This is a genomic window from Flavobacterium aquicola (assembly GCF_003385115.1).
GTDB lineage: Bacteria > Bacteroidota > Bacteroidia > Flavobacteriales > Flavobacteriaceae > Flavobacterium > Flavobacterium aquicola.
This window is the reverse complement of the sequence record NZ_QUNI01000003.1, coordinates 15,228-39,537: the sequence shown is the minus strand read 5'-3', so window position 1 is coordinate 39,537 and position 24,310 is coordinate 15,228. Positions and strand designations below refer to the sequence as shown.

Sequence of the window (24,310 nt, the reverse complement as noted above, 5' to 3'; positions counted from 1 at the left end):
ATAGATTAACAACTAAATCCAATTATCAATTAATTCCAAGTAATAATAATATTTCTGATCATTTCCGTCACCATCATCCAGAAATTTTAATTGGATTTCTTCTAAAATTCTGATGATTTCATTAACTTCATTATCATTGAGATCAATAGCAAAGTAACTTGTGGTAAGATCTTTTTTCTTATTATGTCTTTCCGATTTCGGAATTTCATTGTGCTGAAGATTATCCAATAGCTTGTCAATTAGTTTAACTTTCCCTACTTCAGAAAGAGCCTTAATAGTATTAGTAAGGGTTACATAATTAATTGTCATTCTTTACTATTTTAGGATTCAGTTTATAAAGTAATAACTACAACTACTATTAAATATTGTAACTATTAACATTTACAATTATCGTTTTAGGTTCTCGAATATTGACCTAACAATTAACTGACAGATACAATTACCTCTTATTTTGTCAAAATCAGGTGTTAATCACCAATAGTATTGGTTCGAAACACCTACACTATTGGTCTTAAGTACCTGCGTTACTATGGTTAAAAACCAATAGTATTGGTGTAAACTACCTGTTATATTGGCTTTAATCACCAACACTACTAGTATTTTGTACCTATATTATTGGTGCTTAACACCAGTAATGCAGGTATTAAGCACCTGTTTTATTATGGTTAAGCACCTGTTTTTGGTAAATTATCGCGTATTTTGGCTGGATTGCTAAATGTATTTGGAGCAAAAAAAATGCCTCTTTGAATTTGAAGAGGCATTTTAATGGGTATTGCTGTAAACTTTTTTTTAGGACGAGACAAAGTAATACCTTAAACTGTTCTTGAATATTGTAAACATTAGCATACGTAATAATGGATTTAGTTTTCGAATACTTGTCCTGCAAATGGATTATCTACAAGCCATAACCAAATTCCGTTTTCATTTTTTTTCATTAAGCAGGCAGTTGCACCATTCATTTCAAGAAGATTTCCGTCGGCAGTAAATGCTTTTAAAGTAAATGCATCTACCCAAACAGCTAGGTCACCTACAATTGTTACTTTTTGTTTACTTCCTTTTATGTCTGGTTTCCAATTACAAAGGTGTTCCATTGATTTCTCAATATTGTCCAATCCTTTTATTTCTTGCCCATCACGTTCTATAAAGGTGGCATCTTTATCAAAACAACTTAATGCTCCAGCTAAGTCACCGGTAAGAATGCAATGTCTAAAATATTTTACTGCTTCTGATGGGTTTGTTCTGTCGAAAATTTTCGTCATGGATTTATTTTATAATTATTAATAAGCATAATGGGAGGTTTGACTTGCCGTAGGTAATTGGGTAAATATAAATGGAAGAACATTCTTTGTGGGCACAAGCGGGACGCTTGCACTAGCCAGAGGCAAAAAAATGCCTTTTTTGAATTTGAAGAGGCATATAGTAATGATTTTTAATGGTATTGCTGCAAACTTTTTCTTAGGATGAGCAAAATTTCAATGTGATTGCTTCATTCCGCACAATGACAAATAGCTAATTATGAAAGCTAATGCCCTAGCCCTGATAGCAGTGGAAATCCTTTTTATTTTTCCTTTAAAAATAAAAAGATTGGAACGGATAGCAGGAAATAGCTCCTAAATAAAAAAGCCATTCTCCTCAAATATAAAGGAGAACAGCTGTTTCTAATTATATGAAATGGCTTCGTTCTTTGTCGTTATGACTTATGACCCACACATTTCGCAATCCTCTGGACCAGCATTTTTAGCCAGTTCAATCATTGCTCTGTATTCTTCTGCACTCATTGGAGCATCTACCTCAACCGCTTCAAGAACTCTTGCCTGCGGTTTAGAATCTGGAACAACTTCCTGCTTTTTATCATTGTTCAATGTGAATTTAATCGCATCAACAGCCGCTTTGGTTCTTAAATAATACATTCCGGTTTTCAAACCAGACTGCCAAGCGTAAAAGTGCATTGACGTTAATTTAGAATAATTTGCATCCTGCATGAACAAGTTCAACGATTGTGACTGATCCACGAAATATCCTCTTTGACGAGACATGTCGATGATATCTTTCATAGACATTTCCCAAACTGTTTTGTACAATTCTTTCAAGTCCTGCGGAATGATATCAATGTTTTGTACCGATCCGTTGTGACGCATGATTTCTTGTTTCAGGTTCTCATTCCACAATCCAAGTCTTACTAAATCGTGCAATAAATGTTTGTTTACTACGATAAATTCACCAGACAATACGCGTCTTGTGTAGATGTTTGAAGTATATGGTTCGAATGCTTCGTTGTTACCCAAGATTTGAGAAGTCGAAGCTGTTGGCATAGGCGCAACTAATAATGAGTTACGGACACCATTTTTAACAACTTCTTTTCTAAGCGAAGCCCAATCCCAACGTCCTGATAATTCTTCGTCTTTCAATCCCCAAAGATTATGCTGGAATTCTCCGTTTGACATTGGAGATCCTTTGAAAGTTGAATATGGCCCTTCTTCTACTGCCATTTCCATAGAAGCAGTACAAGCTGCGAAGTAAAGGGTTTCAAATATTTCCTGATTTAATTCTTTGGCTTCATCACTTGTAAAAGGCATACGCAGCATGATAAAAGCATCTGCCAATCCCTGCACTCCAAGACCAATTGGTCTGTGACGCATATTGGAATTTTCAGCTTCTTTTACAGGATAATAGTTTCTGTCGATTACTCTGTTCAAGTTGCGGGTAACGCGTTTCGTTACATCGTATAACAATTGGTGATTAAATTTTCCGTTTTCAATGAACATTGGCAATGAAATAGAAGCAAGATTACAAACCGCCACCTCATCACTTGAAGTATATTCCAAAATCTCTGTACATAAATTCGAAGAACGAATCGTACCTAGATTTTTTTGATTTGATTTTCTGTTAGCTGCATCTTTGTAGAGCATGTATGGCGTTCCAGTCTCGATTTGTGATTCAAGGATTTTTTCCCATAATTCACGCGCTTTGATGGTTTTTCTTCCTTTTCCTCTAAATTCGTAATCCGTATATAAAGCTTCGAATTCTTCGCCGTACACGTCATACAAACCAGGACATTCGTTAGGACACATCAAAGTCCAAGTAGAATCTTCCTGAACGCGTTTCATGAATAAATCAGAAGTCCACATGGCGAAGAATAAATCTCTTGCGCGCATTTCTTCTTTACCTGTATTCTTTTTTAAGTCTAAGAAATCAAAAATATCAGCATGCCAAGTTTCTATATAAATGGCAAAACTTCCTTTTCTTTTTCCTCCTCCTTGATCTACGTAACGGGCAGTATCGTTGAAAACTCTCAACATTGGAACAATTCCGTTTGAAGTACCGTTTGTACCGCGGATATAAGAACCAGTCGCACGAACGTTGTGAATAGAAAGTCCTACTCCTCCTGCAGACTGAGAGATTTTTGCTGTTTGTTTTAAAGTATCATAAATACCGTCAATACTGTCATCCTGCATTGCCAAAAGGAAGCAAGAAGACATTTGAGGTTTTGGCGTTCCAGCGTTGAATAATGTTGGTGTTGCATGAGTAAAATACTTCTTAGACATCAAGTCATAAGTCTCCAAAACCGATTTTAAATCGTCAAGGTGGATTCCTACTGCAACACGCATTAACATATGCTGCGGACGCTCTACTATTTTTCCGTTTATTTTTAATAAATACGAACGTTCCAATGTTTTGAAACCAAAATAATCGTAGTTAAAATCTCTTGTGTAAATAATATGAGAATCCAAAAATGCTGCATTATCCATAATCACTTTATGAACTTCTTCTGCTAACAATGGTGATTCCTGATTGGTTCTTGGATTGATATAATGAAACATTTCATTCATCGTTTCCGAGAATGATTTTTTGGTATTAGAATGTAAATTTGATATTGCAATACGAGCAGCCAATTGTGCGTAATCTGGATGTGCAATTGTCATAGAAGCAGCAGTTTCTGCAGCAAGATTATCAAGTTCAGATGTAGAAACCCCATCATACAATCCCTCAATAACACGCATGGCAACTTTAACCGGATCTACCAATTCGTTCAATCCATAACATAACTTTTTAATTCTCTCTGTAATTTTGTCAAACATTACAGGCTCTTTGTGGCCGTCTCTTTTTACTACAAACATACTTTATCAAATTTTTAATTAATGAATTGTGACTTACGAACAGTAGGAATTCATAATTCATTTTTTACTCGGTGTCAATCCATAACTTACTTCGATACTTCGTTTCATCGCATAAAAATGAAATGAAACAAAACGCCGTTGTAGTCCCGAAAATAATCGGGCTGAATTAACTTAGTTTTTAGATTTGGGATCTTAAAAAACTACTTAATTATAATTATTCTTTTATTATTTTTTAAAACTGCATCAAATACTATAACGTATTTTATATCAAAATTGTATTTTAAAAATCAGCATCGAAGCTTATTTTTTGGGAATCACCGCCTTCGGCAACTTTCACCCCTGCTTTTTGATATTCGGCAACTTTTTTCTCAAAGAAATTGGTTTTTCCCTGAAGTGAAATCATATCCATGAAATCAAATGGATTGGCAACATTGTATTCTCTGTCACAACCCAATTCTACCAACAGTCTGTCGGCAACAAATTCTAAATATTGAGTCATTAAACCTGCATTCATTCCGATTAAACTTACCGGAAGCGATTCGGTGATAAATTCTCTTTCTATATCCAAAGCATTAACAATAATGCTTCTAATTCTTTCTTTTGGCACTTTATTTACCAAATGATGATTGTGCAAGTGTACCGCAAAATCACAGTGAACACCTTCGTCACGGGAAATCAGCTCATTTGAAAATGTCAAACCTGGCATTAATCCGCGTTTCTTTAACCAATAAATAGAACAAAATGCTCCTGAAAAGAAAATTCCTTCTACAGCCGCAAAAGCAATCAGCCTTTCGGCAAAAGAATCAGACTCAATCCACTTTAATGCCCAATCCGCTTTTTTTCTGATAGCAGGAAAAACATCCAAAGCATTAAACAATTCCGATTTTTCGTTTTCATCTTTTACATAAGTATCAATCAAAAGAGAATAGGTTTCGCTGTGAATATTTTCCATCATGATCTGGAAACCATAGAAAAATTTAGCTTCGGCATACTGCACTTCATTCACAAAATTCTCAGCCAGATTTTCATTTACAATTCCATCTGAAGCGGCAAAAAATGCCAAGATGTGTTTTATAAAATAACGTTCATCATCATTCAGCTTATTATTCCAGTCATTTAAATCCTGAGACAAATCGATTTCTTCTGCTGTCCAAAAACTAGCTTCCATCATTTTGTACCTTTCCCAAATATCATGATGCTTAATTGGAAAAATCACGAAACGATTTTTATTTTCTTGTAAAATTGGTTCTATTTTAGACATGAGATATGTTGTTTATTTTTGATTTTTTTATTGAAAATTTATGCGAAAATCGAATTACAAAGATTGTGAAATAATGCGGTTATTAAAAGTCAAACTTATTCACAATAGCTCCTAGTTTTTAACAAAAAATAAAAATGGGAATATTTTTCATACAAATTATATTTATTTGATTTCCAATAATTTACATCTAATAAAACGATGTAAACTCCCATAAAATAACGATTTTTAAAAAAACAAGAAGAAATTCCAGAGTTGGTTCTACAGACCTTTTTTCAAGTCTTCGGCCACCTTTTCAAGCTCCATATACCAGTCATTTCCAAAGCGGCGTATAAGCGCTTCTTTGACAAATTTATATACTGGAACCTCTAGTTCTTTACCCAATGAACAGGCATCATCACAAATATCCCATTTGTCATAATTAACAGCTGCAAATTCGGTAAAATCTTTTACCCGTATTGGGTATAAATGACACGAAACAGGTTTCTTCCAGTCGACTATTCCTTGATTGTAAGCTTGCTCAATTCCGCAAAGCGCAGTTTTGCCGTCAAAAATGACATAAGCACAATCTTTATTATCAATCAGCGGTGTTTCCAGATCACCATCCGTTCCGTTCAGCCAAGTTCCTTGGGCTTCAATGGCCTCAATTCCTTCTTTCCTTAAAAAAGGTTTTACTTTAGGATATATTTGTTCCAGTATCTTTGTTTCTTCCAAACTCAGAGGTGCTCCTGCATCGCCATCGACGCAGCAAGCCCCTTTGCAGGCTGATAAATTACAGACAAATTCTTTTTCGAGTATATCCTCGGAGACGATGGTTTTTCCTAGCTGAAACATTTTGCAAAGGTAACCAAAGATTCAATAAATAAAAGCCACATTTTAAACTTACATTTCCAAACGAAACAAATTAACACATTGCAGCAATTTTACTTACATAAACGATTATTACGAATCTGTCTAGAAAACAAAAAAGTGATGATTTAGCAACAAAACACTTAAAATAAAAAAACATATGTATTTTTGAATAACGAAATTATATTAGCCCTAATCATTCATTAAAAAGCAAACATTATGATGGAATTCAATATCAAAGAAATAATAACAGTGGGAATGGTTCTTTTTGCTGTAATTGACATAGTAGGTTCTATTCCAATTATTATAGGGCTGCGAGCCAAACATGGCCATATCGAATCCGAAAAAGCAGCACTTGTAGCTGGACTGATAATGATTCTCTTCTTATTTATAGGAGAAGAATTTTTGAGCTTAATAGGAATCGATGTTCATTCTTTTGCAGTAGCGGGATCTTTTGTACTTTTCTTTCTGGCATTAGAAATGATTTTGGGAATACGCATATACCGAGACGAAGAAGCAAGTTCGGCATCCATAGTTCCATTAGCTTTTCCGCTCATTGCCGGTGCCGGAACTATGACTACTTTATTATCCCTGCGCTCTCAATTTCACACACTCAACATCGTAATAGCTATTATACTCAACATTATACTGGTTTATATCGTTTTAAAATCTTCCAGAAAAATCGAAAAAATGCTAGGCAAAAATGGTCTTGGCGTTATTCGTAAGACCTTTGGCGTAGTACTTTTGGCAATTGCTGTTAAATTATTTGCAGCTAATGTTAAAGGTTTGTTTCTCTAAAAAAAAAATTTATACATTTACCCCCTAATATTTTTCATGGTAATTATTATATCATGTTCAACCGTATTTAAAAACGAATTATTGATTAAAAAATTACTCAAGAAAAACAAAAATTTAACTTATGAAAATTTTCACTAACATCTTAGTGCTCTTGGCCGTTTCACTTCTTGTTTTTAATATTACCTTAATCGATTTTCAGAATCCATTCAAAGGAGATAGTGTAATAGCACTTGTTGGTGTAGTCGCTTCATTTTGCGCAGTATTAATTCTTCTGATTTTTAGAATGTCTAAAAAAATAGTTGAAAAAATGAACGACAACGCATAACTGTGTTTGATGTATTAATTATAGGCGGAGGCGTTTCAGGAGTATCATGTGCAATGGTATTGGGCTCAGCCAAAAACAAAGCTTTTGTTACCGATAAAAAAATTGGGGTTTTTACCCACCAGAAGACTTCTGCACTACAGGAAGCGCTTTTCAACAATGCTTATGGAATTGCTGCAGGTAAATTAGGATCGGAATTATTAACCGAAAGTGTTGATCATTTATCAAATACTTACCCGCATATTGTCCAAATTCCTGAAGAAAAAATATTAAAAATTGAAGGAACATATCCAGAATTTACTGTTGTCACCAATAAAAGCTCGTATCAGACCCGTAATGTTGTAATAGGCATTGGCTCTGCCAATACTTTTGCCATAGAAGGTTTAATGCAGTTTGTGGAACCGCACAAAAAAGCACTTCCGGAAAAACAAAGAATTCAGCTTAAAAATACTGACCACAAAGTCACCGAAGGCGTTTATGTTATTGGAACTCTTGCCGGCTGGAGAAGTCAATTAGCGATTGCTGCAGGAAGCGGTGCCGCTGTTGCTACCGATTTACTTACGCTTTGGAATAATGGAATTCAGACGCATTCGCATGATAGTATTCGATAGAAACTAATTTTATTTAACCGAAACAATCTCTTTTACTTTTATATGGTTTTCGGTTTCGGTTTTCCAGATTTCTCCTTTTAATGAAACTTCATCACCTTCTTTAAGCTGTTTGTAATTTTGAGGCCCGCCAACATTTACAATGCTGATTAAAGCCAAATAAACTTCGTTTTTATCTGTATTAATTTTGGCCGTATAACCGTCTTTTCCAAACTCTACTGTAACAACTTTTCCTGAAACTGTGTTTTTGTCTTTCATACAAGCGCAGGAAACTACAAAAGTCAAAATCATCAATACTGCCAAAAATCTATTTATATTTTTCATATCTATTTTAATCTTTATTTTAAAAACGCTACACAGCTTCCGGCAATTACTTTTAAACCGTCATCAAACTGTTTCCAAACCCTAATATATCTATAATTTCCATCTAATGGTGAGTTATCATAGGTTCCTTTTAGCAAAATACTAACACAGACAACAGCCGAATCGCCTATAATATTAATAACCTGATTCGAAGCTTCGAGAAAATCTATTTTCATTTTGCCAGCACGGTAACCCGCAAGATCAGCATCTTTGGTAATAGTCTGTCCATTTGGTAAATTAAAAAGCAAATTATCATGCAATACTCTTTCCAGAACTGAAATATCAATATTTTTAATAGCTGACAAAAGCTCGTTCTCAGCATTTACAATTTCACTTTTTTCCATTTAAAACAACTATTTAGCATTTACTGTTTTGAATTCAGTACTGTCTTTATCATGGCATCTTCTTTCAGAACCATTTTATAATAAAAGATGTCACCATACAATTGTCGGGCAAATTCAGCATTTACATATCTTTTTACCAAAGATTTGTAATTACGCAAATCAATCTCTAATCCGTTTTGAGCAAGATATTTTTGAAAAGCACCAAAATATAAATCCGTAGAATTGATTTTAACCTGAAACTCTTCGAAAGTCAGTTTTGCAAAAGCATTTCTGTTTTTATCCAATTGCTCAAAAACAAAGTGACCGACAATTCCGGACTGCAATAAATAAGAAACATTTTCAGTTCCGTGTTCTGCTTCCAATGGTACAAAAACATCCGGTACAATACCGCCTCCGCCGTAAACAATCTTTCCTTTTTTAGTTTTAAACTTTAAAGAATCAACAACTTTAATACTATCTTTTTTATACAATTCTCCGTGTAAAAAACGAGATTCTGATTCTTTAAAATACTCTTCATTTCCTTTGACATACGGTTTTTGGATTGACCTTCCTGTTGGCGTATAATATCTGGCAATTGTAAGCCGAACTGCCGAGCCATCATTAAAATCCATTTCTCGCTGTACCAATCCTTTTCCGAAAGAACGCCGACCTACAATAGTGCCACGGTCATTATCCTGTATGGCTCCCGCCAAAATCTCACTAGCCGAAGCACTGTTTTCATTAATTAAAACGAACACATTACCTGTTTCAAAACTGCCTTTTTCAGTAGCATACATTTTTTCAGTTGCTTCTTTTGCGCTTTTGGTAAAAACAATCAGCGCTTTATCTTTCAAAAACTCATCGGCAATAGCAATTGCTTCCTCCATATATCCTCCGCCATTATCACGAACGTCAATTACAATAGATTTTACGCCTTGCTTTTTCAAACTAGCGAGAGCTTTTATGAATTCAGCATAAGTAGTTTCGGCAAAACGATTGATTTTGATGTAACCGGTAGTGGCATTTAACCGCATGGCAACATCAACACTTTTCAGTGGAATCACATCACGTTTGATAGTGATTTTCATTTTTTTATGTTCCGATTTGCGATAAACGGTCAATTGTATCTGAGAACCAACTTCCCCTTTTAGAGTAGCAAACAAACTGTCATTAGGCAGTTTTCGTCCAAATAATTTGGTTTTATCTGCAAAAAGAATGCGGTCGCCTGCTAAAATACCTGCTCTGGCAGAAGGCCCGTTTTTTACTGGCGCAATAACAGCAACTGAATCTTTAAACATATAAAAATTAATTCCAATACCCACAAAATCTCCTTTCATGGTTTCGGCAATTTCAGCTTGCTGCTGTGGCGGAATATAAACGGAATGTGGATCTAATTTTGCCAGAATATTATCGACAGTAAGACTCACTATCGAATCGGTATTGACATCATCAACATATTCATTATCGATGAAATCAATCAGTTTGTTAAGTTTTTCTTTGGTGTTTTTTTTAGAACTAAAAGATTTGGATGATGGAGATCCAGATAAACTGCCAATAAAAATCCCGAGGGCAAAAATCCCTCCAACCAGTATGGGCAAATACTTGTTATCAAATTTCATTTTATTAATCTTCTAAAACAGGAATATGTTCTACTTCAATACCTGCTTTTATTAAAAATTGTATTCCGGAATCATCTCGATAACCGTTATGATACACCACTCTTTTTATGCCTGACTGATGAATCAGCTTACTGCATTCTTTGCAAGGTGAAAGCGTGATATATAAAGTGGCTCCTTCGCAGGATTGTGTGGATCTTGCTACTTTCAAGATTGCATTGGCTTCGGCATGAAGGACATCCCAGCGGGTTAATCCGTCTTCATCCTCACAGCAATTTTCAAATCCTGATGGCGTTCCATTGTACCCGTCAGAAATAATCATTCGGTCTTTTACTATAATCGCCCCAACCTGCTTTCTTTTGCAGTAAGACAATAAACCCCATTCTGTTGCAATTCTAAGATACGCTTTATCGTATTTATTCAATTTAACTTTCTCCATAAAATCTTTATCATTTCCAGATTTCGCTTTCCACAATCATTGGTAAAACTACGCCAATTATAAATGCCGACATTACTAAAGCCCAATCTCTTTTTGAAAAACGGAAGACAGTTTGTACGATATATGACAAAATCAAGACCACAATCACAACCGTAATCTGCGCAGCTTCTATTCCTAATGCAAATTCGCACATTGGCAGTAATTTTGAAGCAGCACTTCCTCCCAATAATGTTTTAAAATAATTTGAAAAGCCCAATCCATGGATAATTCCAAAGAACAAAGTTATGATAAAAACCAAATTAACGCTCCCGTTTTTACTGGTTTTCCCTGCGGTAAATAAATTATAAAAAGCTGTTATCAAAATCGTAATGGGAATCAGCAGTTCTACCACATTTACTTTGACAGCAATGATGCCAAAAACCGAAAGAAACAATGCCGCGGTATGCCCTAAAGTGAATATAGTTACTAAAAGCAGAATTCTTTTCCAGTCATTAAAAGAAAACGGAACGGATAAAGCAATTAAAAACAAAACATGGTCATAAGCATGTACATCCAATACATGTTTTAAACCTATCTGAAAGTAAATTAAAAATTCTGACATTGATAAAATGAATTAAAATGATAAGGGGACGTAAACTTACGATTAATTTTGAAAATGAAATATTAGAAATCAATCATATTAAAAACGAACAAAAAGTAAAATTAGTACTAAAAAAATAACTAACTTTATATCAAACCTTAAACATTAAAACTATGCCTTTTTCAGACTTATTCAACAGCGAAAATATTCAAAAGAACAGAGGTCATTTTTCAGCTATTGTCCGCGTAGCTCATGCTGACGGCAATATTACGGAGAAAGAGCAGAATTTTTTGGATAAATTAGCAGTAGCACTTCAAATCTCTAAAGAAGAATATGAAGAGATTCTAGAAAACCCTTCAAAATACCCAATCAATGCCCCGTATTTATATATTGAACGGCTCGAAGCACTCTATAAATTAGCCAGAATCGTACACCGTGATCATCAATTGGGCGATCTGCAGGAACACTTGCTAGTCAAGTTTGCATTAGCCTTAGGTTTTACTCCCGGCAATGTAAATTATATAGTAGACAAAGCCTTAAAATTAGTAGACTTGGCAGTGGATGAAGAAACCTTTCTATACGAAATGAAAAACATGTATAAATAAAAACAGCTCCCGAAAATGGGAGCTGTTTTTTTGGTTTATTCTTTGGTTGGTTTTTGGTTTATTGTTTAATATTTGCTCAATTTTGCTTTATGCATAAAATCCTCAGCTTTTTCGACCATGTTTAAGCTTCCGCAAAAGAAAGGAACTCTTTGATGCAGTTCTGATGGCTGAATTTCCATGATACGGTCAAAACCATCCGAAGCTTTTCCGCCCGCCTGTTCCACAATAAAAGCCATCGGATTACATTCGTACAGTAAACGCAGCTTTCCTTTTGGAGCTTTAGTACTAGTTGGATATATATAAATTCCTCCTTTAATCATATTTCTGTGAATATCTGAAACTAGGCTTCCTATATATCTTGAAGTATAAGGACGGTCCTCTTCCTCCAGCTGGCAGTATTTAATATAATCTTTTACTCCTTGCGGAAAATGAACATAATTCCCTTCGTTAATCGAGTAAATATTTCCGTCTTCTGAAAATTTCATGTTGGGATGCGAAAGGTAAAAAGTTCCAATCGCTGGATTTAATGTAAATCCATTTACACCGTAACCTGTTGTATAAACCAGCATCGTCGATGTTCCATAAATCACATAACCCGCTGCTACCTGATTAACACCCGGCTGCAGAAAATCCTCTAATGTTACCGGAGTTCCAATAGGCGTGATTCTTCTGTATACTGAAAAAATAGTTCCTACAGATACGTTTACATCAATGTTTGACGAACCATCCAAAGGATCCATCAAAAGCACATATTTATTGTTATGGCTATTGTCACTCCCCTGCACAGTGATAAAATCATCGTTCTCTTCTGATGCAATGCCACAGACAATTTCACGGTTGATTAAAGTCTGAATGAAAACTTCATTGGCGTAAACATCCAGTTTCTGCTGGTCTTCACCCTGAATATTCTGTTCACCGGCAGCTCCAACAATATCTACTAATCCGGCTTTATTTACTTTATAATTGACCACTTTTGCCGCCAGCCGAATTGAGTTAATAATCCGTGATAATTCACCCGATGAATACTGAAAAGCTTTTTGATTTTCAATGATAAATTCTCCTAATGTCTTGTTTTGTTCTTTCATTTACGAAATCGATGTAGTTAATTTGAAGTCACAAATATCGTTTTTTTTGTGATAATGAAAAGAATAATACTTAGATAGTTTATCAGTATTGTATATTTGCTACATATTCTACAAAAACTTGTTCTTAAATGACTGTTTTTTAATAGAATTATAGTATAATAATACGAAATCATGAAAATACGTAAAGGTCAAAAAGAAGACATGAAAGGTGTCCTGGCACTAATTCAAGAATTGGCAGTATTCGAAAAAGAACCAGATGCTGTTTTAATTACCGCTGAAGATCTCGTTCGTGATGGATTTGGAGACAAACCTTTATTTGAAGTTTTTGTTGCCGAAGCAGAAAAAGAAATCGTTGGTATTGCCTTATACTATAACCGATATTCTACATGGAAAGGAAAAACAATCCATCTTGAAGATCTGGTTGTAAAGGAAAGCATGCGAGGAACAGGACTTGGCTATGCTTTATATTCTGAAGTTATCAAACAGGGACAAAAAGATAAAGTCCGAAGAATTGAATGGAACGTATTGGACTGGAACACTCCAGCAATTGATTTTTATGAAAAATCAGGAGCTAAAATATTAGACGAATGGCGTGTAGCACAAATGGACGAAGAAGCTATTAACTATTTTGTAGAAAATAAATTAAAATAAAAATGTTATTAATTTCGGACTAAACAACTGAAATTGGAAATTTAAAATCTGAATAAAAATGAGGGTATTCAAATTTGGCGGTGCATCAGTAAAAGATGCAGCCGGTATTAAAAACGTTTATGACGTTTTACAGCAGGTAGGTTACGAAGATGTATTGGTGATTGTTTCGGCAATGGGGAAAACGACTAATGCACTCGAAGATGTTATCAAAAATTATTTTGACAAATCACCGGAATTAAATTCATCGGTACAGGAAGTTAAAAAGTATCACAACCAAATTCTTTTGGATTTATTTGAAGATGAAAAAAATGAAGTTTTTACAGCTGTAAATACTCAATTTGCAGACTTAGAATATTTCTTGGCTCACAATAAATCACCAAATTATAACTTTGTTTACGATCAGATCGTAAGTTTCGGAGAGCTAATATCAACAACGATTTTGAGTCATTTTATGTCTTTCAAAGGAATTCAGACACAATGGCTGGATGTTAGAAACTTTGTAAAAACAGATTCTACTTACCGTGATGCTGAAGTAGACTGGGAATTGACACAGAAAAATATCGCGAATAACGTTAAACGCAAAATCCTAAATATTACTCAAGGATTCTTAGGATCTGACGAAAATAATTTCACAACTACATTAGGCCGTGAAGGATCGGATTACAGCGCTGCGATTTTTGCTTACTGCCTAAATGCCGAGAGCGTAACCATCTGGAAAGATGTTCCTGGAGTAATGAACGCTGACCCAAGATATTTTGAAAACGCAAGCCTTCTGAACCAGATTTCGTATCGTGAAGCCATCGAACTGGCGTTTTACGGAGCATCGGTAATTCACCCAAAAACATTACAGCCATTACAGAAAAAAGAAATTCCGTTATACGTAAAATCATTTATCAATCCTTTGCTGAAAGGAACTGCTGTTTCCAAAGGAGTTGATCTTGAGCCTTATCTGCCTTGTTTTATTGTAAAAAGACAACAATTACTAATTTCGCTGTCATCAATAGATTTCTCTTTCATTATGGAAGAAAACATCAGCGAAATCTTTGGTTTGTTCCACCAATTTAAACTGAAAGTAAACCTGATTCAGAATTCTGCAATTAGTTTTTCTGTTTGTGTGGAGGATAAATTTGGCAACTTTAATGACTGTAACGCAATCCTTTCGAAAAAATTCAAAGTAGATTTTACTGAAGATGTTACGTTATACACCATCAGACATTTTAATGAAAACGCTGCTCAAACCGTTGAAGAAAACAAAACTGTTTTACTGAAGCAAGTCAGCAGAGAAACAATGCAGATTGTGACTAAAGAGAATTAATTCTCTGTTATAAAATATTAGTTAATTTAAAAAATGGAAGCTGAGAAATTGGCTTCCATTTTTTTATAAAAACTTGTCTGCAATACTACATTTTGCACTGCTGACTAATTAACACATTATAAAAATAATAAACACTAATTTTGGCACTTTGGAGTTATACTGTTTATGCTAAAAAAGGTAATATTTTGGATTGTCGTTTTTTATTTTTCCGGGCTTCATGCTCAGGAAATAGATTCGGCTTACAGTACCAAAAAAATAGCTTTTACCACAGATACAATTCATCTGGAATCCTTTAGCATCAATCCCAGCTATTTTAAAATTTACGATTATAAAAACCAGGTCGTTGACAGCACTTCTTATGAGGTAAACTTCCCAAAAGGCATTCTTTTATTCAAAAATCAAAATATTGCCACTGCCGATTCTCTGACCGTTCATTATCGAAAACTACCCGATATTCTGACTAGGGAATATACCATTTACGACAGAAGTAAGATGATTGATAACGATGCCACTAATCAAAATCTCTATCGAATTGAAGATCCAGCGACACCAAAGAATATACCTTTTGACGGGCTTGTTGCAGATGGCAGTCTTTCCAGAGGTGTTACTGTAGGCAACAATCAGGATGCAGTTGTCAATTCGAAACTGGATTTCAGAATCACAGGGCAACTATCCGATAAACTCAGTATTCGCGCCTCCATTCAGGATACCAACATTCCGGTTCAGGAAGGAAGCTATTCGCAGAGGCTGAATCAGTATGACAATATTTTCATGGAACTTTTTACCGACAGCTGGAACGTTCGCGCCGGCGATGTTTTTATTGGCAACAATTATACACGCTTCCTTACTTTCACCAAAAAAATACAGGGATTATTAGCAACCGTCAACTTTGGAAACGAAGACAAAAAGACAACTGTTTTTGCCTCAGGCGGGCTTGTAACAGGAAATTATGCCAGCAGTAATTTCAAAGGACAGGAAGGCAATCAGGGACCTTATAAACTGGTCGGGAAAAACGGAGAATTATATGTATTGGTCATCATTGGTTCTGAACGGGTGTATGTCAATGGCATTTTAGTAAAAAGAGGTCAGGACAACGATTATATCATTGATTACAATTCGGGTGAAATTGTATTTACACCGCAATTTCCTATTACGTCCGAAATGCGGATTGTGGTCGAATATCAATATTCCGAAAATAATTACTCCCGATTTATCACTTATGACGGAGGAACTTTTACAGACAAAAAATGGAATTTTGGAGCGGCAGTATATTCTGAGAATGATTTAAAAAATCAGCCCGTCCAGCAGAATCTTACGCAGGAACAAGCTTTGATTTTGAAAGATGCAGGCGATAATACGAGTTTAATGACTGCACCATCGGCAGTTGCTGCTGATTATGATGAGAAAAAAATACAGTACAAAAAAACAATTCTTGGAAGCAGTACTATTTATGAATATTCGGCAGATCCAAATGACGAACTATACAATGTTACTTTTACTTTAATCGGTCAAGCCAAAGGGAATTATATTTTAACCAACCCAACAAGTGTTGACAGAATATTCGAATATGCGGCGCCTGTTAACGGAATTCCGCAGGGAAGCTACGAACCCATTATTCAACTGATGGCTCCAGTAAAATCTCAGGTTGCCACGTTCTTCGGGAAATACAATCCTTCCGAAAAAACAGCTGTAGCTTTTGAACTCGCCGTCAGTAACAACGACCAAAATCTATTTTCATCCATAGACGATGCCAATAATCAGGGAATATCTGCCGAAATCAATGCAAAGCAAAGGCTGTATTCCAAAAAATGGAACATCGATGCGCTTGCTAATTTCCAGACCCTGCAGGCCAATTTTAAACCTGTAGAACGCATCAACAGCATTGAGTTTTACCGTGACTGGAATGTTAACACTGTTGCTATTGGTAATCAAAGTTTACTGGGCACTGGAATCAATTTTAATTTAGCACCAGCAAAAAAAGATTCTGCAACAGTCGCAAATATCACATATACCTTCGAAAGACTAGCACTTTCCAACACCTATTCGGGAGTAAAAAATAACCTCAGCGCTAATTTTGAATTCAAAAAATGGAGCATAAAAAACGATGGAAGTTATTTAAAAAGTGATGACATAGAAAGTAATTCCACCTTTTTGAGAAATCTTTCGCAGCTTCGTTATCATCACAAAAAGAACTGGATCGGCGGTACGCTTCACATAGAGGACAATCAGGAAAAAAACAAAGCCACACAGCAGTTTTCATTGCTCAGCCAGCGCTTTACGGAATACGGAATTTACGCCGGCCACGGCGACAGCACCAAAGTATATGTTCAATTGGGATATGCCCGAAGATTAAATGACAGCGTGCAGAACGGATTACTGCAAAGGGTAAACACTTCAAATACTTATAATTTTCAATCCAAATTACTGCAGACAGAGACTCGTGATATTTCGATATTTGTTAATTACAGGCAATTAAACTATAACGACCCTGCTTTAAAAAACACCCCTTCTCTTAACGCCCGAATTGTTTACAGCGACCAGTATTTTGACAAACTGGTTCAAAGCAATACCCGTTATGAGACCAACTCCGGAACCATGCCTTTTCAGGATTATACCTATGTCGAAGTTCCCGCAGGCCAGGGAAAATACACATGGAATGATTACAACGGCGACGGAATCAAGGATTTAGAAGAATTTGAAATTGCTCCTTTTTCGGATTTAGCTACTTATACCCGAATTTTTCTGCCGAATCAGATTTACATTAAAACCAATCAGAACAGGTTCTCTCAGTCGTTTATAATCAATCCTATTATTTGGCAAAACGAAACTGACTACAAGAAAATTTTGTCTCATTTTTATGTACAGACTTCATATGTTATGGATCGAAAAGTTAAAAATGACGGAGAGCATCTGGAACTCAATCCATTTCAATCTTCAGATGAGGCTATGCTTGGACTCATAAAAACATTCACTAACAGCCTGTTTTACAACCGAGGAAAGAGAAACCATTCGGTTATCTATACTTTTACCCAGAGTGAAACCCAAAATCTACTGTCCATTGGAACTATTAAGAACAATAATAATTTTCATCAGCTCGAATACCAACATTTACTGCATAAAAGCTGGCTCTTTGATTTAATTGGAAAAACCATTCAAAACGAAACAGAATCCCAGACTTTTGCCGAAAAAAATTATGATATCGAAGGTTATCAGTGCATGCCCAAGATTAGCTATCTGTTCTCGCAAAAAGTGAATTTAGATCTGTTTTATGAATACATAAGTAAGGAAAACCAAATCGGCAGTCTGGATGTTTTACAGCAAAACCGATTCGGTACTGCTTTCAGTTACGTAGGCAGTTCTAAATTTAACATCAACAGTGAAATCTCCTTGTATAAAAATGACTTTACCGGCAATGAGTATTCTTCGGCAGGATATCAGATGCTGGAAGGACTGCAAAAAGGACAAAACCTTACTTGGAGAACCTTATGTCAAGTGAACCTGACGAAGTTTCTAGACCTGAATCTAATTTATCAAGGCCGAAAAAGCGAAACCAGCGATGCTGTTCACACAGGAAGTGTTGAGTTAAGAGCTTATTTTTAAAATATAAAATTTGTGAATCTGAGGTGAAAATAATTCCTGTGTTTACTCTTTTATTTTCAACAATTTAGCATAGAATTTTAAAAAATAGTAGTAAATTTAAATCTAATTTAAAATCTAAATAGCTATGAAATTGCAAATTCACGAAAACAAAAAAAACAGACTGATGAGCTTGAGTAAAAAATTATTGTTATTAAGTTTATTCTTTATTGCTTCGAATGTTTTTTATGGACAAACCGCTAAAACCAAAGAGCAGACAACTGTCGAAAAAACAACAAAATCTACTAAAAAAAAGGCAGACAAAACAGCTAAAGATTCCAAAGCAACAGCCGATAAGACCGTAAAAGAAACCAAAAAAACTACTGCCAAAGCAACTAAAGATTCTAAAGCTGCAGCGGATAAAACGGTAAAAGAAACTAAAAAAACTACCGCCAAAGTAACTAAAGATTCTAAAGCTACAGCAGATAAAACGGTAAAAGAAACCCAAAAAGCAACCACAAAAGTCACTAAAGATGCAAAAGCTACTGTAAAAGAGACCAAAACGGTTACTAAATCTACAGCCAAAACAACTCCAACCGTAAAAACAGCCGATAAAGTTACAGGCACATACAACGGCAAAAAAGTATACACCGGCCCGCAGGGAGGTAAATACTATATCAATTCTAACGGAAACAAAACGTATATCAAACAATAAATTTGTTTTCAAACGACTGTGAAGGCCTGCCAATATTGGCAGGCTTTTTTTTTACATTTCATAGCAGTTATAAAGTCTCCCAGATTCACTCAGTAGTATGAGAAACGCAATCCGAAGCAGGCAGTTAATCATCCGAAGATCGTGGGAGCCAATCCGAAGACCTTTTGATGGACTCCGAAGATCTTTTGACGCAGTCCGAAGACCTCTTGACGGACTCCGAAGCTCGTGTGATGGAGTCCGAAGCTTCTTTGACGGCACTTTTTTTTCTTCGGACACCCTATTTTACTGGGCTGAGTATAAAAACAGCTAAAATGAACAAAAATTACGTTTTGTAGGTTTGTGACTATTATTTTCTATATTTGAAGGAAGTATAAAACGAGACTAACTTTTGTCAAATTACCCGATTTTGGGTGTATATAGGAAGGTTTGTAGCATATATATGCAAGTTACCAGCAATTAACCAAAAAACTAACGGATTACCCATATGATAAGATTTTTTAATTCAATTCTAATCCTTTTACTTCTATCCTCTTGTCAAAATAAAATTGAGACGAATACAACTTTAAGTAACGAAGATTTACAAAGAATAAAGAATATTAAATTATTAGAAAAAGATGAAAAAATCATTCAATTTTACTCTGAATTTAAAAATAAGATAGCCGGTAATTTTTATACTAATAAACGAATTGCATCTTATTGGCTTGATGAAAGAGATACCTTAAAAAATAAAGTAGAATTTGCATACTTCAAAGACATTATAAAACTTGAACCTTTTTATAAAGTTGGATTAACTTATTGCCCGTACATTCTTGTAACAAAATCTAATAATGAAACATTCAAAGTTTGTGTAGATGGAACAGAAAAAGAAAAACAATCTTTTTATGTTGAGGCTGTAAAAATGTGGAAAAAAAACAAATAATTGCTAAATTAACTGCTGGTAACATCCACTACAACGGATTTAGGCAATTGGCTTAATGGAAAAATGGTTTTGTATTTGAATGATTTGGCAAATCCGAAGAATGGGTTTAATTTAGTCCCAAACCAGCTGTTGTACCAGAACGTTGTACGCAATACTACAAGAACCGAAGTCAAAAATATCATATAACCAACAACTGAATTTAATAAATATGGAGAATAATTTTGATAAAGTTATGTCTGAAAAGACAAACGAAGAATTAATTAAAATAGTAACAATTGAAAATTCAAAATATCAAAAATTAGCGCTTGATAGTGCCGAAAAAGAAATTGAGTCACGAAATATTGATATTACTGAATTTAATAAAATAAAAGATTCTGTAAATATCGAAAAACAAAAAAAAGACCAATTAGATCTAAACACGGTAAAATCAAGTACGAGATTTGTTCATTTTATCGTTGACACGTTCATATTTTTTATCTTTTATGTCATAGTTGGTTCAATCTTTCAAGCGATTTTTCAATTCGATGTGAACAAAAACTTTTTATTTACTTGGCTTTTAATGGTAATAACATTCGTTTTTTATTATTCTTTTGTAGAATATCATTTTCAAAAAACATTTGGTAAATACATCACAAAAACTAAAGTTGTCACCATAAATGGAGAAAAACCGAGTTTAAACGACATTATTGTAAGATCATTTTGCAGACTAATTCCATTTGATAGAATGTCATTTTTATTTATAAAAAATGGTTTTCATGATGGTTTATCGAATACACGTGTTGTGAAAGAATAAATACTGTCTACAACTGCTATCACAACAGATTTAGGCAATAGACTTAATGGAAAAGTGGTCTTGTATTTGGATGATTTGGCAAATCCGAAGAATGGTCTTAATTTAATCCCAAACCCGCTGCAGTACCAGAACGTTGGCAGATATATTATGAAAAAACTAAACAAAACGATATTAATCTTATTAATAATTTTCTTTGCAAGTTGCGAAAAGAAAATCCCTGAAATAGAATTTGAGAAAAATGTAATGACAGAAATTTTTCCAAGTTTAATTGATTCCACTTGCATTGATATTAGATTAATGACAAATTTTCCGCCAAAATATGGAGAATCAATATACGATAAAACAGGGCACTACATTGGAGTTGATTCTACAAAAGCAACTAAAGAAGAGAAATTAAAATTATTAGAATGGAAAAAAAGAACTTTAGAAATAAAGAACGATACTTCCAAAATTATCATTGCTTTTGACCCGATAATAAAAAATAGCCGAGAAGATTTAAAGAATGATTTTGAAAAACATTTTCCAAATACTAAACTTTTTATCCCAAAAACGGAAAATAAAACTGAATATGTTTTAGATTTTAAAAGCATCAAACTGAATAATAAATTTGAAATTAAAAATGTATCTGAATTTCCAAAAGAAAGAAAAGTATTTTGGGAAACTAAATACAACTTTTTATTTTCAGGAGTTGTTTATTTTTCAAGAATACAATTCGACAAACAAAAAACATTTGGAATTCTCGATGCTGGATTTTATTGTGGAAGACTTTGCGGACAAGGATTCAGAATCTTTATTAAGAAAAAAAATAACAAATGGGTAATTGACAAAACAGAAGGAACTTGGATTTCGTAAAAAATTACGCCTACCAACAGCTACCGCAACGAATTTAGGCAATAGCCTTAATGGAAAAGTGGTCTTGTATTTGGATGATTTGGCAAATCCGAAGAATGGGGTTAATTTAGTACCTAAGCCGCTGTATTACCAGAACGTTAGCCGTAATAATAAAAAAATGAGGAGTATTCGAAAACCACTATTCTATTTTGAAAAATTAAAATTTTGGGACGTAATTATATTTGCTTCGTATATTCTTCTCACAATCGAATTATGTTTCTTTCTGAGACTTGCGAAAGTGAAACGCAAAATTCGTGTCTTACATTTTATGCTTTAGGAACTCAATTCTTTCTTTATGCATTAGGGTATAAATCTTTAAGAAATTTAAGAGTTTATTTTTTATGGTTAATTATTAGTGTTTCACATCTCTGTCTTTATTTTTTGTTAAAAGAAAATTCTTCAATAATATTCTTTCACAGTAATAGAGTTACAGGACTTCGGAATACAATTATTTTAATAATTTTATTTCAACTTTTGCGGTATATAAGTTTAAGAACTCAAAACCAAGAATTGGTATGTATATCTAAAAACAAAACTGATATTTTTGACAAAAGAAAAACAACAAACGTTGATACTATACTATATATTATTTATATCGCTGTAACATTATCATTATTATCAATTAGTGGGTAGTGTAATTTAATACTATTACATGAACTTCTTACAATGAAGCTTTTAAAATCTGTTATGTGTATTACTCCAAAAATAAAACGCTGCCTTATCGTTTAAAATAATCTTTTAGTAATACATTGCAAACATTAAAAAGCAACACACCAAGTATCTTAGCCTTACAACTAAACCCTAAGACTTGCACATGAATTTGAACTCCGAAAATAAAACCATTTTAGTAGCGCCCTTAAACTGGGGACTAGGCCATGCTACCCGCTGTATCCCAATAATCAAAGCATTGCAGGAAAATAACTTTACACCCATAATTGCTTCCGATGGGATAGCTCTTGAGTTGCTTCGCAAAGAGTTTCCATACCTAAAAACCCTCGAATTACCTTCGTACCAAATCGAATATGCCAAAAACGGCAAAAACTTTAAATGGAAACTAATAAAAAGCTTACCCCGAATGCTCGAAGCCATCAGCGAAGAGAAAAAAATTGTAAAAAAATGGATTAAAAAACACCAAATCGGCGGAATCATATCAGACAACCGACTCGGAGTATACAGCAAAAAAATCCCGTCTGTCTTTATCACGCACCAGCTGAATGTCCTGACCGGAAACACCACTTGGCTAACCAGCAAAATACACCAGCACATCATAAAAAAATATACCGCCTGCTGGATTCCCGACGTCAATTCCGAATTAAATCTTACCGGAAAACTGGGGCATTTAAAGGACAATTCACTAACGCTAAACTATCTGGGACCATTGAGCCGAATGCACAAAATGGCATTACCCATCCAGTATGACCTAATGATTATTTTATCCGGCCCCGAACCTCAGCGCGGATTATTGGAAGCCCACCTTACCGAAGAAGTAAAACGTTACGAAGGAAAAGTCGTTTTCATAAAAGGAATAATCGAAGCCGAGCAAAAGAAAGAACAGATAGGAAATGTAACCTACTATAATTTCATGAAAACCCGACAGCTGGAACACACCTTCAACGAAAGCGAAAAAGTCCTCTGCCGATCCGGCTACACCACAATCATGGATTTGGTAAAACTGAACAAAAAAGCTTTCTTCATCCCCACTCCTGGTCAATACGAGCAAGTTTATCTCGCCGAAAAACTACAGGAAGAAGGTCTTGTTCCCTTTACCTGCCAAGAGCGCTTTAAAATCGAAGATATTTCAAAAATTGATCATTATCAAGGACTGCCAAAACTAGAAAGCACCGTCAATTGGGAAGAACTGTTCAAAGTCTTTTAAAGAACTGCAATTAAAATTTTTAGGAGCAGAAAGATTAGGCATTTTCAGGAAGCATTGGTCCCGCTTTCCGTTACAATCTTGTGGGCTGAACCCCAGCCCACAAGGATTTCCACTTCAATCGGGGCTAAAGAAAGAGATTTTGATTTTTTGCAGAGATACTAATATTTCACACAATAGCACCCAATATTATCATGCTGACGAAGGAAGCATCTCCGCATAGTATTCCGCAACGTTTGTGACTACCTTTGTCGAGTAACTTGTGGGGATGCTTCCTTCGTCAGCATGACAAGTTTGTGGAATGTTGGAATGTCAAAAAACGTCATTGCGAGGAACGAAACAAACGCATTTCAAATTATTTCACACAACAGCACCCAATATTGTCATGCTGACGAAGGAAGCATCTCCGCATAGTATTCGGCAACGTTTGCGATTATCTTTGTCGAGTAACTTGTGGCGATGCTTCCTTCGTCAGCATGACAAGTTTGCGGAATGTTAGGACGTTAAAACGTCATTACGAGGAACGAAACAAACGCATTTCAAATATTTCACACAACAACACCCAATATTGTCATGCTGACGTAGGAAGCATCTCCGCTTGATATTCCACAAC

25 protein-coding genes are annotated in these 24,310 nt (G+C 34.8%); 13 read left to right on the top strand and 12 right to left on the bottom strand.

Annotated elements, in window-relative coordinates; all coding sequences use genetic code 11:
* Window positions 1–12: 12 nt before the first annotated feature.
* From C8P67_RS05245 to C8P67_RS05225, 5 genes are all read right to left on the bottom strand, one after another.
* Window positions 13–309, bottom strand: a complete 297-nt coding sequence (locus C8P67_RS05245) for a hypothetical protein (protein ID WP_115811125.1) — start codon at window positions 307–309, stop codon at window positions 13–15.
* Window positions 310–860: 551 nt separating this feature from the next.
* A complete protein-coding gene (locus C8P67_RS05240; RefSeq protein WP_115811123.1) occupies window positions 861–1,259 on the bottom strand; it encodes a YybH family protein in 399 nt (132 codons plus the stop codon).
* A 438-nt stretch (window positions 1,260–1,697) separates the two neighbouring features.
* Window positions 1,698–4,118: a ribonucleoside-diphosphate reductase subunit alpha gene (locus tag C8P67_RS05235; protein ID WP_115811121.1), complete on the bottom strand. Its 2,421-nt coding sequence runs from the start codon at window positions 4,116–4,118 to the stop codon at window positions 1,698–1,700.
* Between the two features lie 280 nt (window positions 4,119–4,398).
* A complete protein-coding gene (locus C8P67_RS05230; RefSeq protein ID WP_115811119.1) occupies window positions 4,399–5,379 on the bottom strand; it encodes a ribonucleotide-diphosphate reductase subunit beta in 981 nt (326 codons plus the stop codon).
* A 258-nt stretch (window positions 5,380–5,637) separates the two neighbouring features.
* Entirely contained in the window at window positions 5,638–6,210 is a 573-nt protein-coding gene (locus C8P67_RS05225) for a DUF3109 family protein (RefSeq protein WP_115811117.1), read from the bottom strand.
* Window positions 6,211–6,444: 234 nt separating this feature from the next.
* On the opposite strand from C8P67_RS05225, the gene C8P67_RS05220 reads away from it, so the two are divergent.
* The 3 genes from C8P67_RS05220 (at window position 6,445) to C8P67_RS05210 (ending at window position 7,956) form a co-directional block, all read left to right on the top strand.
* On the top strand, window positions 6,445–7,023 hold the full coding sequence (locus tag C8P67_RS05220; protein ID WP_115811115.1) for a MarC family protein: 579 nt from the start codon (window positions 6,445–6,447) through the stop codon (window positions 7,021–7,023).
* Window positions 7,024–7,144: 121 nt separating this feature from the next.
* Window positions 7,145–7,348, top strand: a complete 204-nt coding sequence (locus C8P67_RS05215) for a hypothetical protein (RefSeq protein ID WP_115811113.1) — start codon at window positions 7,145–7,147, stop codon at window positions 7,346–7,348.
* 2 nt (window positions 7,349–7,350) lie between these two features.
* Entirely contained in the window at window positions 7,351–7,956 is a 606-nt protein-coding gene (locus tag C8P67_RS05210) for an FAD-dependent oxidoreductase (RefSeq protein ID WP_115811111.1), read from the top strand.
* A gap of 9 nt (window positions 7,957–7,965) precedes the next feature.
* On the opposite strand, the gene C8P67_RS05205 is transcribed toward C8P67_RS05210, so the two are convergent.
* From C8P67_RS05205 to C8P67_RS05185, 5 genes are read right to left on the bottom strand one after another with little or no spacing between them, the layout of a single operon-like run.
* Window positions 7,966–8,277 carry a hypothetical protein gene (locus C8P67_RS05205; protein ID WP_115811109.1) on the bottom strand — a complete coding sequence of 104 codons (312 nt, stop codon included), beginning with the start codon at window positions 8,275–8,277 and terminating at the stop codon, window positions 7,966–7,968.
* Window positions 8,278–8,291: 14 nt separating this feature from the next.
* Entirely contained in the window at window positions 8,292–8,660 is a 369-nt protein-coding gene (locus tag C8P67_RS05200; RefSeq protein ID WP_115811107.1) for a nuclear transport factor 2 family protein, read from the bottom strand.
* 20 nt (window positions 8,661–8,680) lie between these two features.
* The gene (locus tag C8P67_RS05195; RefSeq protein ID WP_115811105.1) at window positions 8,681–10,258 is read right to left on the bottom strand and encodes a S41 family peptidase; all 1,578 of its coding nucleotides are present in this window, start codon (window positions 10,256–10,258) and stop codon (window positions 8,681–8,683) included.
* A gap of 4 nt (window positions 10,259–10,262) precedes the next feature.
* Window positions 10,263–10,694, bottom strand: coding sequence for a deoxycytidylate deaminase (locus tag C8P67_RS05190; protein ID WP_115811925.1), 432 nt, complete (start codon window positions 10,692–10,694; stop codon window positions 10,263–10,265).
* 10 nt (window positions 10,695–10,704) lie between these two features.
* Window positions 10,705–11,295 carry a HupE/UreJ family protein gene (locus C8P67_RS05185; RefSeq protein WP_115811103.1) on the bottom strand — a complete coding sequence of 197 codons (591 nt, stop codon included), beginning with the start codon at window positions 11,293–11,295 and terminating at the stop codon, window positions 10,705–10,707.
* Window positions 11,296–11,447: 152 nt separating this feature from the next.
* Here C8P67_RS05185 and C8P67_RS05180 point away from each other — a divergent pair, with 152 nt between their 5' ends.
* Window positions 11,448–11,879, top strand: a complete 432-nt coding sequence (locus tag C8P67_RS05180; RefSeq protein ID WP_115811101.1) for a TerB family tellurite resistance protein — start codon at window positions 11,448–11,450, stop codon at window positions 11,877–11,879.
* A gap of 65 nt (window positions 11,880–11,944) precedes the next feature.
* On the opposite strand, the gene fbp is transcribed toward C8P67_RS05180, so the two are convergent.
* Complete coding sequence (fbp, locus tag C8P67_RS05175; protein WP_115811099.1) at window positions 11,945–12,964, bottom strand: class 1 fructose-bisphosphatase; 1,020 nt, start codon at window positions 12,962–12,964, stop codon at window positions 11,945–11,947.
* A 171-nt stretch (window positions 12,965–13,135) separates the two neighbouring features.
* Here fbp and C8P67_RS05170 point away from each other — a divergent pair, with 171 nt between their 5' ends.
* The 6 genes from C8P67_RS05170 to C8P67_RS05150 all read left to right on the top strand — a co-directional run bounded on the left by C8P67_RS05170 (window position 13,136) and on the right by C8P67_RS05150 (window position 20,140).
* Complete coding sequence (locus C8P67_RS05170; protein WP_115811097.1) at window positions 13,136–13,615, top strand: GNAT family N-acetyltransferase; 480 nt, start codon at window positions 13,136–13,138, stop codon at window positions 13,613–13,615.
* Window positions 13,616–13,673: 58 nt separating this feature from the next.
* A complete protein-coding gene (locus tag C8P67_RS05165; RefSeq protein ID WP_115811095.1) occupies window positions 13,674–14,930 on the top strand; it encodes an aspartate kinase in 1,257 nt (418 codons plus the stop codon).
* A 165-nt stretch (window positions 14,931–15,095) separates the two neighbouring features.
* On the top strand, window positions 15,096–18,530 hold the full coding sequence (locus C8P67_RS05160) for a hypothetical protein (RefSeq protein ID WP_115811093.1): 3,435 nt from the start codon (window positions 15,096–15,098) through the stop codon (window positions 18,528–18,530).
* A 124-nt stretch (window positions 18,531–18,654) separates the two neighbouring features.
* The gene (locus C8P67_RS05155) at window positions 18,655–19,221 is read left to right on the top strand and encodes a hypothetical protein (RefSeq protein WP_245980376.1); all 567 of its coding nucleotides are present in this window, start codon (window positions 18,655–18,657) and stop codon (window positions 19,219–19,221) included.
* A 97-nt stretch (window positions 19,222–19,318) separates the two neighbouring features.
* On the top strand, window positions 19,319–19,531 hold the full coding sequence (locus tag C8P67_RS21940) for a hypothetical protein (protein ID WP_147298201.1): 213 nt from the start codon (window positions 19,319–19,321) through the stop codon (window positions 19,529–19,531).
* A gap of 174 nt (window positions 19,532–19,705) precedes the next feature.
* Window positions 19,706–20,140 (top strand): hypothetical protein, encoded by a 435-nt coding sequence (locus C8P67_RS05150; protein ID WP_115811091.1) that lies wholly within the window; start codon window positions 19,706–19,708, stop codon window positions 20,138–20,140.
* An 8-nt stretch (window positions 20,141–20,148) separates the two neighbouring features.
* Here the strand turns inward: C8P67_RS05150 and C8P67_RS22065 are convergent, their stop codons facing one another.
* Complete coding sequence (locus C8P67_RS22065) at window positions 20,149–20,322, bottom strand: hypothetical protein (protein WP_170141413.1); 174 nt, start codon at window positions 20,320–20,322, stop codon at window positions 20,149–20,151.
* 26 nt (window positions 20,323–20,348) lie between these two features.
* On the opposite strand from C8P67_RS22065, the gene C8P67_RS05145 reads away from it, so the two are divergent.
* From C8P67_RS05145 to C8P67_RS05130, 3 genes are all read left to right on the top strand, one after another.
* Window positions 20,349–20,933 (top strand): RDD family protein, encoded by a 585-nt coding sequence (locus C8P67_RS05145; RefSeq protein WP_115811089.1) that lies wholly within the window; start codon window positions 20,349–20,351, stop codon window positions 20,931–20,933.
* A 147-nt stretch (window positions 20,934–21,080) separates the two neighbouring features.
* Window positions 21,081–21,785: a hypothetical protein gene (locus tag C8P67_RS05140; protein ID WP_170141412.1), complete on the top strand. Its 705-nt coding sequence runs from the start codon at window positions 21,081–21,083 to the stop codon at window positions 21,783–21,785.
* A gap of 853 nt (window positions 21,786–22,638) precedes the next feature.
* Window positions 22,639–23,700, top strand: coding sequence for a glycosyltransferase family protein (locus C8P67_RS05130; protein WP_115811083.1), 1,062 nt, complete (start codon window positions 22,639–22,641; stop codon window positions 23,698–23,700).
* The last annotated feature ends 610 nt before the right edge of the window (window positions 23,701–24,310 follow it).